Source organism: Bradyrhizobium japonicum USDA 6 (assembly GCF_000284375.1).
Lineage (GTDB): Bacteria > Pseudomonadota > Alphaproteobacteria > Rhizobiales > Xanthobacteraceae > Bradyrhizobium > Bradyrhizobium japonicum.
The window spans coordinates 2523122-2535971 of the sequence record NC_017249.1 but is presented as its reverse complement, the minus strand read 5'-3'; the positions used below and the strand labels follow the sequence as shown (position 1 = coordinate 2535971).

The following is a 12850-nucleotide window of genomic DNA, read 5'->3' as shown; positions in this document are numbered from 1 at the left end:
CGAGACCGTTTCGTGCTGGACGTCAGGGCGTCACGATGTTGAACCAGAACTCGAAGCTGTCAAGTGCGGCAACGACATCATTCAGTTTTGCCTTATCGCCACTGACCTTCACGGCCCCCGACGAGATGGCGTCATCCAGCTTGGTCTGCTGCAAGATGATGCTGTTCAACGTATCCCTCGACAAGATAAGCGTCGCATCGGCGCTGCTGGACTTCATATTCGCCGTGTGATTCAGCACGCCGTTTTCGAGCTCGACGAAATAATTGCCGTCCTTGCCGAAGTCGAAATTGAGCTTGGCTTTGGCGTTGCCGGCCTTTTCGGCGTTGAGACGAACGCCGAGATAGTCGAAGAACAGGTCGGCCGACATGGCACGCACCGTGTCGGGGCTCGCCGTGTTAGGCGTCGGCAGCTTCGCAACACCGTTGCGCAGCTCCTGGGCGCCCGTCAGGTAGAAGTTGCGCCAAGGTCCTGACTCGGCCTGGTAGCCCAGTTGCTCAAGCGCGTCAGCTTCGAGATTCTTGGCCGCCTGGTTGTTGGTATCAGCGAACACCACGTGATGGACGACCTGAGCCACCCAACGGAATTCCCCCTTGTCGTAGGCTGCCTTGGCCTTCTTCAGAACTTCGTCAGCGCCGCCCATGAACTCGACGTACTTCTTGCTGGCCTCGACCGGCGGCAGCTCGTGCAGCGTCGCCGGATTGCCGTCGAACCAGCCGAGATAGAGCACGTAAGTCGCAGCGACATCATGATAGACCGAGCCGTAATAGCCGCGGTTCGCCCAGACGTTCGCCAGGCTGTCCGGCATCTTGAAGGCTTCGGCGATCTCCCGCATCGTCATGCCTTGATTGACCATGCGCAAGGTCTGGTCGTTGATGAAACGATAGAGATCGCGCTGGCTCTTGAGAAGCCCGATGACCTTGTCGTTGCCCCAGGTCGGCCAGTGATGCTGGGCGAAAATCACCTCGACCTTGTCGCCCCACATGACGAGTGCCTGGTTCAGATATTTCGACCAGGGAAGCGGTTCGCGGATCTTGGCGCCACGGAGCGAATACGTATTGTGCAACGTGTGGGTCGCATCTTCGGCCGCCTCCATCGCCTTCTTTTCCTCGATGAACCACATCATCTCCGATGGCGCCTCGGAGCCGGGCGCCATCAGGAATTCGTAGGTGAGCCCGTCGATCTTTTCCTTCTGGCCGGTTTCCTTGATGATGTTGGTGGGTGCGATCAGCGTGACGGTGCCCGCAGAAGTCGTCGTGCCGAGACCCGCGCCGACCTGTCCCTTCGCATCGGCTTTGAGCAGGTTGCCGTACATGTAGCTCGCACGACGGCTCATCGCTGTTCCCGCCATCACGTTTTCCGCGACAGCGGCTTCGAGGAACCCTTCCGGGGCGTAAATCTTCGTCTTGCCGGCATTGACATCGTCCTCGCTGACGATGCCGCGAACGCCGCCATAATGGTCGACATGGCTATGCGTGTAGATTACCGCCTTGACGGGCTTGTTGCCGCGCTTCGAGTAGTAGAGATCGAGGCCGATCTTGGCAGTTTCCGCCGAGACCAGCGGATCGACGACGGTGATGCCTTCGCTGCCCTCGATGATCGTCATGTTGGACAGGTCGAGGTTACGGAGCTGATAGATGCCACTGGTCACCTCGAAGAGGCCCGAGATGTTGATGAGACGGGATTGCCGCCACAGGCTCGGATTGACGGTGTCGGGCGCCGTAGCGTCCTTGATGAAACCGTATTGCTGCGGATTCCATATCGCGTTGCCCGCGCTTCCCTTGATCATCTCGGTCGGCAGCGCGGCGACAAATCCCTTGTTCGCCGCATCGAAATCGGAGTTGTCACTGAAGGGCAACTGCCTCAGCAGAGCCGAATTGGCCTGCTTGGTCGCATCGGTCGCGTCCTTACGCAACTCCTGGGTCTGCGCCGCGGCGGCGTGAGCTAGGCTGGCTGTCACGATGCCGATGATCGACAACCTGGCGAAAGCGCCATACGTCATTAGGCTCTCCCATTTCGGTAATGCACGGCTCGCCCGACGACGGCCGGCTAGAGAGCCGAAAGCCTAAAGGGCAATAGCGCTAGGCCTAGTTGGACCTTGGTCCATCACGCTGCGCAGGAGCATCGCGAAGGCGCTGATAGCCGTCGACGAACTGATACGCTTCGCGGTTCGCCAAAAGTCCCGGCATCTTGCTGTGGTCGCGACCAAGTGCCGCGGTGCGGGACACAAGACTACGAGGTTCCCGCAGTCTCAGATTTGAGACCGGCGGCGCGGCATCTCGCAAAGCCTCAAGCCAGTTAGAATGCCAGCGTCAAATCGTCCTTCGATTTAGGAAATTTGTCTCTCCCGCTCCATGGGTGGCACAAAGTGCATAGTCCAATCGAACTAATGGCGCCCACCACAGAGCTAAGCCCTCCCGGGTAAGAGCTGCGGACCGACTCTCCAAGCATTCCAGACCACTGGACTCGACATAGATCGACCACAGGTTTTAGCTTACCTTCAATACCCGGAGCCGGGTCGCAATTCGTGAAAAGCGTGGATCGACTTGAAAGGCCAACTGCCAGATTGAACCGCGGCGGTTGTCCGCCCGGCGCTCTTTTGCTGATAGTTACAGTTATTGCGCTCTCCTTGTCGGTCGTACAATCGCGCGCGGACAACGCGGAGCGGCGCATCCTCATATTGAGCGCGTTCAACTACACGCTTCCTGCGGCGAGCCAGGCCATAAACGGCATTGAAGCACGGCTGAGAGAAGCTGGCGGCCAGGAATTCGCAATCGACGCCGAATTCCTCGATCTCTTTCGCGTCACGGACCCCGCGCACGAGATGCGCATGGCAGCCTTCGTGCGCGAGAAATACGCGGCGAGACCACCCAGAGCGGTCATCGTCCTCGGCAGTGCGGCATTGCAGTTCATCATGAAGCACCCCGACATCGTCGCGCCGCAGATTCCGGTGGTGTTCGCGGGGGTTTCACCCGCCACCTACGCTAATTTACGTCCGCCTTCGAATGTTACCGGAGTTTTTTCGAGCTGAATTTCGAACGAACGCTCGAATTGGCGAAGAGGCTCCAGCCTTCGGCCAAGCGGCTGTTCGTCATCTCCGGCGCGTCTGCGCTCGAAGATCGAGCCTGGCAGGAAGTGGGCCGTCGCACGATCGCGCAGCATCCGCGACAATTCGAAACGACTTATCTGTTTGGACTTTCCCATGATGCGCTCATGACCGAGGTCTCGCGCATTCCAAGCGATGCAATCGTGATCTTTCTAACGTTCCTGATCGACGGGGCCGGCAAGCCTTTTACTCCCAAGGAAGTCGCCAAGGACATTGCCCGCGTGTCCGCCGCTCCGGTCTACGGACCATACGACACCTATACCGGCACCGGGGTCGTCGGCGGGTTCGTCGAGACATTCGAATCGCACGGGGCCGCCGCTGCCGACCTGGTGCTTGCCATCGAAGGGGGCAGCGATCCGGCCTCGCTCCCTCCAAGACTTAATCCGGCGCAGGCCTTTCGCGTGGACGCGCGCGCGATGGCACGGTGGGGCCTGAAACAGAGCAACCTGCCGGCCGACACCATTGTCCTGTTCAAAGAGCCAAGCCTCTGGGAGGAGCACCGTTATCTGATTACGGCGGTGGCACTTGTCATCGCCCTGCAGATGGCCGGCGTGGCCGCCCTCCTCATCCAACGGCGGCATAGAAGGCGAGCCGAGCTCTCGCTCAGCGAGAGCGAGGACCGTATGACCTTCACCGCCGCTTCCGCCAATATCGGCTTGTGGCAGTTCGACCGTTCGACGGACGAGTTGTGGGCGACCGAACATTGCCGGACAATGTTCGGCTTCGCCGACGACACTTCCCTCACGCGCGAGACGTTTGTTGCGGCGGTGCACCCCGAGGATCGGCGCGTTGCAGTCGGGACATTGCGGGGTTTATTGCGGGGACACGCGACCGTGACCGACATCCGCATCATTCGTCCCGACGGCCAGATCCGCTGGTTCAGGATTCGCGCGCGTGCGCCTCTCGACAGCAACGGATCGCCGGACCAACTCAGTGGAATCTTCGGAATCTTCGTCGATATCACCGACCAGAAGGCAGCCGAATCCGAAGCGGACCTGCAGCGCCAGGAAATCACGCATTTGATGCGTGTCTCCACGCTCGGCGAGCTCTCGGGCGCGATTGCCCACGAGGTCAATCAGCCGCTGACCGCAATACTGTCGAACGCGCAGGCGGCGCTCTACCTCCTGGAGCAGGACGAGCCAAATCTGGCAGAGGTGCGCGACGCGCTCCAGGACATCGTCAAGGAAGACAGCCGCGCGGGCAGCGTCATCCGGCGTTTGCGGGGACTGCTCAAGAAAGACCAGACACGTTCCGAATTTATCGATCTCAATGAGATGGTCGATTCAGCCAAGGCGCTGCTCCGCGCCGAATTGATCAGCCGGCGCGTAACAATAGAAACGGACCTGGCAACGAGCAGGCCGATAGTACACGGCGACTCCGTGCAACTTCAGCAGGTCCTTCTCAATCTCATCATCAATTCCATGGATGCGATGGTCTCGTCGCCCGTCAGCCAAAGGCGCGTCCGGGTCCGTACCAGGGACGCTCTAAACGGTGCCGTCGAACTGTTGGTGAGCGACAGCGGATGCGGCATCAGCAATGTCGACGGCAAGCGACTGTTTACGCCATTCTACACGACCAAGGACCATGGGCTTGGCCTCGGCCTGACGATCTGTTCCAGTATCATCCGGAAGCACGGCGGCACGATCAATCTGCAGAACAATGAAGCTGGCGGCGCAACGGCAAAGATCACCCTGCCCGCTCGGCCAATGCTCATGGCAGCTCAATGACGGACCGAGAATTTACAATCTTTCTGGTCGATGACGACGAGAGCGTGTTGAAGGCGATCGCCCGGCTGCTGCGGGTGCGAGGGTATCGTGTTCAATCGTTCGCTTCGCCGAGCGCATTCCTCTCGAATCATGACGCCTCGATCCCCGGTTGCGCCATCCTGGACGTCGCGATGCCAGACCTTGACGGCCTCGCACTGCAACAAGCGCTCAGTGCAAGCGACTCCTGCCGCCCGGTTATTTTCCTCACCGGCAGAGCCGACATCCCGACCACCGTGCGGGCCATGCGGGCCGGCGCGATCGATTTCTTGACCAAGCCAGTGAACGATGCTGACCTGTTGACGGCCGTCGCACAGGCCGAGCGGAAAGATGGCGAAATTCGCGCTACCGAGGCAGGCCGGAGCTCGCTCAACACCAGGCTTGCCATGCTCACGCCGCGCGAGCGCGAAGTGATGCAGCATGTCGTCGCCGGCCGTCTCAACAAGCAGATCGCGAGCGATCTGGGGACCGTCGAGAAAACCATCAAGGTTCATCGCGGCCGGGTCATGGCCAAGCTTGGCGTCCGCTCCGTCGCAGACCTCGTGCGCTTCGCAGAGAGGGCCGGAATTACCGGCGGCGAGGCGTGAGGACGGGCTGTTGGCCCTAGGGCCAACTCGACAACGCCCCGTTGCAGCGCCGATAGTCATCGCATGGCACAACCTCCCCGGTGGATAGCTATCGTCGACGACGATCCGTCGGTGCTCAAGGCACTGTCGCGATTGCTGCGGACACGAGCCATCGACACCAGGACGTATGAGTCCGCCAGGGACTTCCTCAATGCGCTGCCGAAAGAGCCGACGGGCACGTGGCCCGAATGCTTGATCCTCGACCTCCAGATGCCCGAGATGAACGGCCTCGAACTTCAACGCCACCTGAACCGGTCGGGAATTCAGATCCCGACCATCGTCATCACGGCGCATTCGGAAGACGACATGCGCGAACTCTGCATGACCGCAGGTGCCGATGCCTATCTCCTCAAGCCGCTCGAAGATCTGTCGCTGATCGCAGCGATCAATGACGTCCGATCCAGGAGCGCGCGATCGTAGCGGGTCATCGCTGCGCTGCGTGGTCGCACGACCTGAAAATTCACGGCGGGAACTTTCGCGTCACCCAAAAGCATCACTCTCCTCGCTAATTGCGAGGCCGCCCGGCACTGCCACAATGATGGCAAGCTGTGTCGAAAGAGTGAACCTCATGATTTGCTCCTTCAAATTGTAGCAATCCTTACGCGTTCGCAGCGCCAGAATAGCGCGTCCCATTCTTTCGATTTGTCGTCGTTGAACGTCACTTGAAGGAGGTGCGCGGTGAACCGTGTCTTCAATTCAATTGGACTCACGATACTGGCGATGATGTCGTGGGTCGGCGCGAGCGATACGGCGCTCGCTCAATCCTGCACTGTTGCCGGAGGCTCGACGGTCACTCTCACCAGCGGAACCTGCGCGATCGACCCGAATACGTCGCTGACCGGAACACCTGCCGTTCATGCCAGCACCAGCGCGCAGATCACCACCAACAACGTCAACATCAATCCCTTCAACGGCGGCAGCATCGGCGGCCTCGCCGACACGAACGGCACGATCATCTTCAGCACCGGCTCCAGCATCAACGGCAATTGGAGCGTCGCAGCCTCCGCGCAAAGCGGCGGCCAGATCATTTTCGAGTCGGGCTCGGCCATCAATCCCGCCTTCGGCGGCGGCGGAACCGCATTGCTGGCTGACGGGACAGGCACGCAGATCCGCGCGACTGGGCTGACGGTCGGCCTCAATAGTGCGGGGAACAATGTAGCCGGCAAGGCAACCAATGGTGCCACGATCAACTTGCTCGACACGGCCATCAGCTACGCGGCCGGTGGCGGCGGCAACACGGGGTCTGTGGGCGAGCGGCACCGGCAGTCAGATCGCGACGGTGGGAACGACGATCGCGATGCCCGGAGGCGGTGGCAATGATGTCGGCGTGCGTGCGGACACCGGCGGCACCGCTACGCTGACGGGCGGGACGGTCAGCGTTGAAGGCAATGGCGGCGGCGAGACCGGCCTTTTGGCCCAATCGGCCGGAAGCAGCATCGCGGCAAATGGCCTTGCAGTCACGATTTCGGGCGGCGGCGGGGATGTCGGCGCCAAGGCGCTGGATGGCGCAGCGATCACGATGAGGGGCGGCAGCGTTGCCGCGATTGGCAATAACGCCGAGATCGCGGTGCAGGCGACTGGAACTGGCAGCACCGTGACGGCCGACGGGACCGCCATCAGTACACGCGGCGACAACTCGGTCGGCGTCCAGGCTGACAGCGCTGGCCACGTTTCGCTCACGAACGCAACGGTCAACACCGTTGGCGCCTCGTCGACCGGCCTGCTGGCGACCGGCGCCAACTCATCGATCAACGCGACCGGCGGCACCGTGACGACCTCCGGCGCGACCGCCCATGCAGCCGTGGTGACAGCCGGCGGCGCGCTAGACGCGACCGCGGATTTGACCGCCACCGGTGCCGGCTCGAACGCCCTGAACATCAGCGGCGGCAGCGCCACGTTGACCGTATCGATTTTGACCAGCCCGAACGGTGCCTCGATCGCGGCCACCGGCGGCATCAGCAACGTCACCCTGAATGGCGTCGAGGCGATCGCGAACAACGGTCAATGGTTGACCGTCAGTGGCGGTGCCGTGCTCGATCTCTTGTCGGACGGCTCTCGCATGCGCGGCGCTGCGATCACCGACGCCGGGAGCACGTCGAACGTCACGCTGCAAAATGGTTCACTCTGGACCATGACGGCAAGCTCGAACGTCACCAATCTGACCAATGCCGTAAGCGAGATCGATTTCACCGCGCCGACAGACGATCCCACGCAGCTGTCGAGCTACAAGACATTGACGACCGTCAACTATGTGGGTCGCAGCAGCACGATCGCCCTGAACACGTTTCTTGGCAGCGACGGCTCACCGTCGGACCGGCTCGTCATCGACGGTGGCACGGCGTCCGGCAACACCTTCCTCAAGATATCCAACACGATCGGTGCCGGCGCCTTGACGACGGGCAACGGGATCCTTGTCGTCGATGCAATCAATGGAGCAACCACGACGGCGGACGCTTTCAGCCTGTCCCGGCCAGTCCTCGCGGGCCCCTACCGTTACTCGCTATATCGATCGAGCGTGGACGCCAGCGATCCGCAGTCCTGGTATCTGCGCTCCACCCTCGTCTGTGCCAACCATCCTGAGCTGCGCATTTGCGGCGGTGGTGGAGGTGGAGGTGGAGGAGGAGGCGGTGGTGGAGGCGGTGGCGGTGGCGGCGGCGGCGGTGGCGGTGGCGGTGGCGACATCCCGGACTACCGGGACGAAACGTCGTACTACGCCGCCATCCCGGCGATGACGCTGTTGTATGGACGCAGCCTGCTTGACTCCCTTCACGAGCGCGTCGGCGAGGAAGATGGCGAACGCCGTCGCGCCAATGCAGAGAGCACCCGGGTTGGCTGGGCTCGCATCGTCGGAGTCAACGGCGCTCAACAGGGTGACAGCCTCGGCGTGCTCGGCGGCACGGCCGGCCCGCATTTCTCTTATAATTTTCAGACACTCCAGGGGGCATGGATGCCTATCGGCATGACAATGCCGACGGCTCGCGCGACCAGGCCGGCGCCTACTTTGCCATCGGTGGAGCCCAGGGACGGGTCGCCCATTTCGACGGTGCGATGGGCGACAGCGACTTTGCAGCCTACACGCTCGGTGGATATTGGACGCGTTTCGGACCAGGCGGCTGGTACGTCGACTCGGTGCTGCAAGGCACATTCTATGACATCCGCAGCGTTGGCAATTCAGGCATTCCCGCGCTCAAGACCGGCGCACAGGGCGGCGCCGCATCGGTCGAGGGCGGCTATCCTTTCAAGTTCGCCGGCGGGTATTTCATCGAGCCGCAGGCACAGCTGGTCTACCAGAACGTTCACGTCAACGACGCCCATGATATTGCTGCGCAACTCCGCTTCACGAACGTAAATTCGCTGGCTGCCCGTGTCGGCGCCAGGTTCGGCCGGACCTGGACGATCGATGACAGCCCACGCACGATCACAGTCTGGATCCGGCCCAACCTCTGGAACGAATTTCTCGGCAATCCGACGACGTGGTTCTCGTCCGAGACCGGCTTCATCCCGTTCCACGCCAGTCTCAATGGCCTGTGGGGCGAGATCAACGCCGGCGTCAGCGGCCAGCTGACCTCCTCGACGACGCTCTATGCCAATGCCTCCTACCAAAGCCGGTTTGACGGCGGCGGCTTTGCCTATGCGGGAAAAGCGGGGCTGCGGGTCAACTGGTGAGGCACGAGATCAGTGACCGCCTCGGATGTATCAATGAGATACCCCTCCATGGCGAAACATCGATCGGCCAAGTCTGGGAAATCAAAGGGTTAAGCGTATGAAAGAGAAGCGCGCGGTGCTGGACGGCGTCGCAGCCGCTCTGCGGCGCATCATCGGCAAGCCGACCGTGAAGGTCGCTAAACGTTCTGACCTGCGGTTCGCAGCCTGATCGGACCGGATCAAATGAGCATCTGATGTCGTTGCCTGCCAGCAACGGCGGCATTCGGCATGTACGCTTGAGTCGGACACGGATCGACTTCCTGCTCGCCGCGAGGTCAGGAAATTACTCGTCGCCGAAAACCGTGCGGCCGCTCGCCGGCACCGACCTGCCGCAGGTGCATGCCGCGCCTGCGCGCGCCCAGGTGCTCTTGGCGGCCGAGGGGATGCGACGCAGATCGCGCGCTGCTCGAACTGTGGCTGGACGATGCGGTAGCCTGATGAGGCATCGCGATTTTGTGTGCGCGTCAGTCGCGGAGATTGCCATCGATATCTGGACTCTCCGGTTCCACGCGCCATAATGAGGCGATGGGCGGGATATCCAAAACCTTAAATTGTGCGTTTTGCGGCAAGCCGCTGGTCCTGATAGCGCGACCGGATGGCAAGGGCCCACTCCGGCCGACATGCTTGCATTGCGAGGAAGCCGATCCGATCACGTCGCCCGAGGTCGCGAGGTGGTTTGCTGGGGAATTGCAGCCGCCGAAGGGATAAGCCGTGAGGATCCCAGCCATGGCCGTGACTGCCGCATAGTGCCGAGCTTGAGATGCTCGGGGACGACCGTAGTTGGCCTCAATTGTGTCGACAAATTACAGTACTGATTCGCCAGTGAGCCAGCGTCTCGCAATCGGTTGGTCCTTTGGCCTCTGAACTCACAACTCACCGACGCGAGTGGCGTGCAATGGGGCCCGGCCCAGCCGGGCCTTTTGTCCTTTGTGAACTATGTGCACTCACTGCACCCTGGGCCCACCGCGCCGCATCGCGACCTAGGATCCACGTTGGCGCGAACTCACAAATATTTGGCCTGAACTGCCAAGATACAAACTTCCCTTTTTGACTATGGCGACCCAGTTGGCCCAACGCACGGGGTGCACTTCGACCGGGAACCGATGACCAATGCGCGTCTTTTTTAGTTGCTTGTTCTGCGGGGCGCTTCACAGCGCTATCCAAATAAGGCGGCCGGTCGTGGCAAGCGGGCGCTTCGATTGCAAAGCGTGCGGGCAGACACTGCATCGATGGTGGGCCGTATACGACTTTACAGATTGGAAGGGGCCGCTCGACCAGTAGCGGGCGCGGCTAATCCGGGTCGCCGCACCTTGCCGGCGCTTTGACGACATCACGTCGGCAGCATAGCAAAGCCGTCGGAAAGACTCGTCCGACAGTGCGGCTTCTATCCCGGCTCGAAGCCCGGCGAGCACCGCAAAGGCTCGGCGCCGTCGTTCGAGGCGGCTCCCGCGCGGCGTTCGAGGTGGCATGGCGCGAATATCTTCCTAAAAAGCAAAGAGGCCAATTTCCAGGCCTCGCGAGTTCATGAGGCGTGGACTCGCGAGAAATACGCGCGCTTTGATTGCGGCGAACGGATACCAGTCGGACTGGCGTCAGCATGGCTGAATCCGATGGTTGCTTACGCCGCTTTGACACTCCGATCGTGCTGCCCAGCGGCACCGAGCTCATCACGTTACCCGATGCGATCCGGCTTCAGCGAGACGGTGCCGAAACGCGAGCACAAGCACCCGCGCGTACTTCTCGCCGCCAACGCGTTGACGCCCCCGAGGGCCGAACCGCGCAGCGATTGCCTCGGATAACGCTGCGCGCCTCCTATCGTCCGCATCTCAACATATCCTCGGATTGTCGCCATTGTCGCAAATGCGGCCGGGCACGCCCCGGACCGACGGACCGAACCATATTGGAATGCCCTCCCAGACAATCCAGCAGCCGCCGGGGCCGGTATTGAATATATGACAGGGCTTGCCGTGCACCGTGAGGCGCGTTGGCCCGGCTGCGAATTTCTCGCGAGCCACGGCGGTCGTTGTAAGGACGGTGATCGCGATCAATCCAGTCGCCAAGAACTTGATTGTGGTCATCGAGCTTGTCCTTTTGACCCTTGATGGGGCCTGCGACCTTAGCCTGTTTCCTGGGCCGGTGGAGGACCGGATGCGCGTGCTCGTTGGCATCCTGCCTGACGAAGCTCACGGTAGGTAACGGCAAGGACCTATTTGCCCAATCGTCGCAAAGAGTGGCGTTTGGCGCCGGAACGAGGACAAGAGCAAGACGCCCCGGCTCTGTGATTTATTGGGCCTCAAGCGCTTCACGCCGCACGATCTCCGCCGAACGGCGGCGATCTTGGCAGGTGACCGCGGCTTCGACGATGCGTGGATCGCAAAGTGCCTCGACCACTCCGCGAGCAAGAAATCGGAGCAGATCGTGCCGACCGTGACGGCTGCTCCGGGACGGTTTGGCTCGTGCGCGCGTCGGCGGTCAAGGCGTCAAGTAAAGCGCGAGCCACGCCAGTCGATTAGACTATTAGGCTCGTAAAGAAGGGCTTGGTTATCTCGACGACCGAGGGTTCTCTCTCATCAGGAGTGGCGGCGGTGACAAACTCGCTTTTGCAGCTAAAGCAGCGCCAAAGATCATGGATTTCTTCGGTATTGACGCGCTCACGCCACTCTAGATGGACCACCCCAGAACCACATTGAGGGCATTTTTCTGGATGGGGCGCCGAGAAGATTGATGCCATGTGGAACCTCCCTCGTTTGCGGCGCAGCGTACGAATGTCTGGGCACCTTGGAATTGATCCACAACAAACAATTTGCCCATTTGTCACCGCCGGGCGGCTTCCAGGTCCGGGACCGTCGAGTGCTGGCGCGCGCCCTCCGCAATCGGGCCTTGCCAGTTGGTACACAAAGGGCGGCGATGTGGCGCATGTCGAATACGGAAGCCGTGATCTTCATGGGTTGGAACGCCCAGAGCCCGCATAAGATTAGATAGATTGCGCACCATCGCGGAGGCCTGACCGCACGCTGGAATGGAGGCAGCACATGAAAATCGTGGACGAAGACGGCGAGATCATCGCAACAGCATCCGATGACCATACTTTAATCGGCGGCCACCACCGCCTCGCAGTGGCGGCCAGCCTCGGTAAAAGACTGTTCTGGCGAGATACCGGCGAACCAGTGAAGCTTGATAACTTCTTCAAGCATTATGGAAGTTCCCTTCGACATACAGCCTGAGCCGCTCGCCGAGCGTACGTTGTTCGATGCATCGCAACAACGCCAACGAGGATTTGAGCGGCGCGTCTTGGCCGCCTGCGTCGAGCCTGTGCCACGTCGCGAGATCTGGTCGCTTCAAATGACCAATTGCGCGGGCCCGCCGCCGATCTATCAGGTCTGCCTCTTCACGATTTCAAATCCCTTTGCGTGCAATTCCAGCAGTATGCCCTGTGCCAAGTGCGAGCACTCGTCAGACTTGATCCAGTGCGGACTTCTCCAATCCGGGTCGTCTTCCTTTGGGTAACTGGTGAAGGCGGAGCGAATGGCGGCTTCGATCACGTCGATGGGATTATCCGACATCTGCATCCCTCGCGCATTTGGCGAAATAGATCAAAATCCCGGGAATTAAAGAACAAGCCCAGCCGGACACTCACCCGGCGGCCTTCTCCG

At 61.1% G+C, this 12850-nt stretch carries 11 protein-coding genes and 1 pseudogene; 8 read left to right on the top strand and 4 right to left on the bottom strand.

Going from position 1 to position 12850, the window contains the following annotated elements; translation table 11 throughout:
* Nucleotides 1–22: 22 nt before the first annotated feature.
* Nucleotides 23–1999 (bottom strand): alkyl/aryl-sulfatase, encoded by a 1977-nt coding sequence (locus BJ6T_RS11855; protein WP_014492596.1) that lies wholly within the window; start codon nt 1997–1999, stop codon nt 23–25.
* Nucleotides 2000–2524: 525 nt separating this feature from the next.
* On the opposite strand from BJ6T_RS11855, the gene BJ6T_RS11850 reads away from it, so the two are divergent.
* From BJ6T_RS11850 to BJ6T_RS11830, 5 genes are all read left to right on the top strand, one after another.
* On the top strand, nt 2525–3028 hold the full coding sequence (locus BJ6T_RS11850) for a hypothetical protein (RefSeq protein ID WP_144037991.1): 504 nt from the start codon (nt 2525–2527) through the stop codon (nt 3026–3028).
* Between the two features lie 20 nt (nt 3029–3048).
* Entirely contained in the window at nt 3049–4830 is a 1782-nt protein-coding gene (locus BJ6T_RS42530; RefSeq protein ID WP_014492594.1) for an ATP-binding protein, read from the top strand.
* A complete protein-coding gene (locus BJ6T_RS11840) occupies nt 4827–5453 on the top strand; it encodes a response regulator transcription factor (protein ID WP_014492593.1) in 627 nt (208 codons plus the stop codon). The genes BJ6T_RS42530 and BJ6T_RS11840 overlap by 4 nt, the downstream gene beginning before the upstream one ends.
* A 63-nt stretch (nt 5454–5516) precedes the next feature.
* Nucleotides 5517–5912, top strand: a complete 396-nt coding sequence (locus tag BJ6T_RS11835) for a response regulator (RefSeq protein ID WP_014492592.1) — start codon at nt 5517–5519, stop codon at nt 5910–5912.
* Nucleotides 5913–6170: 258 nt separating this feature from the next.
* Nucleotides 6171–6812: a hypothetical protein gene (locus BJ6T_RS11830; RefSeq protein ID WP_014492591.1), complete on the top strand. Its 642-nt coding sequence runs from the start codon at nt 6171–6173 to the stop codon at nt 6810–6812.
* Here BJ6T_RS11830 and BJ6T_RS11825 read toward each other — a convergent pair.
* A complete protein-coding gene (locus BJ6T_RS11825; RefSeq protein ID WP_144037990.1) occupies nt 6759–7439 on the bottom strand; it encodes a hypothetical protein in 681 nt (226 codons plus the stop codon). The two genes, BJ6T_RS11830 and BJ6T_RS11825, sit on opposite strands and share 54 nt — an antisense overlap.
* 112 nt (nt 7440–7551) lie before the next feature.
* Here BJ6T_RS11825 and BJ6T_RS49595 point away from each other — a divergent pair.
* A pseudogene (locus BJ6T_RS49595) lies at nt 7552–7983 on the top strand (autotransporter outer membrane beta-barrel domain-containing protein); the annotation flags it as partial.
* 9 nt (nt 7984–7992) lie between these two features.
* On the opposite strand, the gene BJ6T_RS47935 reads toward BJ6T_RS49595, so the two are convergent.
* Complete coding sequence (locus BJ6T_RS47935) at nt 7993–8403, bottom strand: hypothetical protein (RefSeq protein ID WP_014492589.1); 411 nt, start codon at nt 8401–8403, stop codon at nt 7993–7995.
* A gap of 32 nt (nt 8404–8435) precedes the next feature.
* On the opposite strand from BJ6T_RS47935, the gene BJ6T_RS11815 reads away from it, so the two are divergent.
* Entirely contained in the window at nt 8436–9158 is a 723-nt protein-coding gene (locus tag BJ6T_RS11815) for an autotransporter domain-containing protein (protein WP_014492588.1), read from the top strand.
* Between the two features lie 3071 nt (nt 9159–12229).
* A complete protein-coding gene (locus BJ6T_RS43245; RefSeq protein WP_028150075.1) occupies nt 12230–12421 on the top strand; it encodes a ParB N-terminal domain-containing protein in 192 nt (63 codons plus the stop codon).
* A 150-nt stretch (nt 12422–12571) separates the two neighbouring features.
* Here BJ6T_RS43245 and BJ6T_RS11810 read toward each other — a convergent pair whose 3' ends face one another.
* Nucleotides 12572–12760 (bottom strand): hypothetical protein, encoded by a 189-nt coding sequence (locus tag BJ6T_RS11810; RefSeq protein WP_225894943.1) that lies wholly within the window; start codon nt 12758–12760, stop codon nt 12572–12574.
* Nucleotides 12761–12850 lie beyond the last annotated feature (90 nt).